This is a genomic window from Chryseobacterium sp. JV558, from assembly GCF_033712365.1.
Classification (GTDB): domain Bacteria; phylum Bacteroidota; class Bacteroidia; order Flavobacteriales; family Weeksellaceae; genus Chryseobacterium.
In genome coordinates, this window is sequence record NZ_WJHU01000032.1 from 1 (window position 1) to 507 (window position 507).

The window sequence follows — 507 nt, forward strand, 5'->3', positions numbered from 1 at the left end:
GCCTCTATTCCTCAGGCGCCTGTCCAGGCAGATTACCCATTATCTTCCTCGCAGAAGCGCATGTGGATTTTGAGCCAGTTTGAGGATGCTAACCTTGCTTACAATGTAAACGGGGTGTATGAATTTGATTCAGGTTTTGATCAGTCAGCTTTTGAATTGGCTTATTGGGATCTGATCGTGCGTCATGAGTCTTTACGTACGGTGTTCAGGTCCAATGATCAGGGTGATATCCGTCAGTTGATTCTTGATCCTGATCCGGATAAATTCCACGTGTCCTATTTTGATTTCCAGGATCGTAATGAAGCTGATGAATCATCACAAAAGATCTTTGAGTATATCACCGAAGCGTTCGATTTATATAATGGTCCATTGTTTAAAGCAGGTCTTTTCCGTCTTTCCCCTGAAAGACTGGTTCTGGCCTACAGCATGCACCATATCATCAGTGACGGATGGTCGCTTCAGGTTATGATCCGTGAGCTTTTGTCTCTTTACCATGCACATGCTACA

At 44.0% G+C, this 507-nt stretch carries 1 protein-coding gene; it reads left to right on the forward strand.

The annotated features are described in order from the left end of the window. Positions 1 to 507, forward strand: a 507-nt coding sequence (locus tag GFU89_RS23235) for a condensation domain-containing protein (protein ID WP_318849383.1), incomplete at both ends; no start/stop codon positions are given.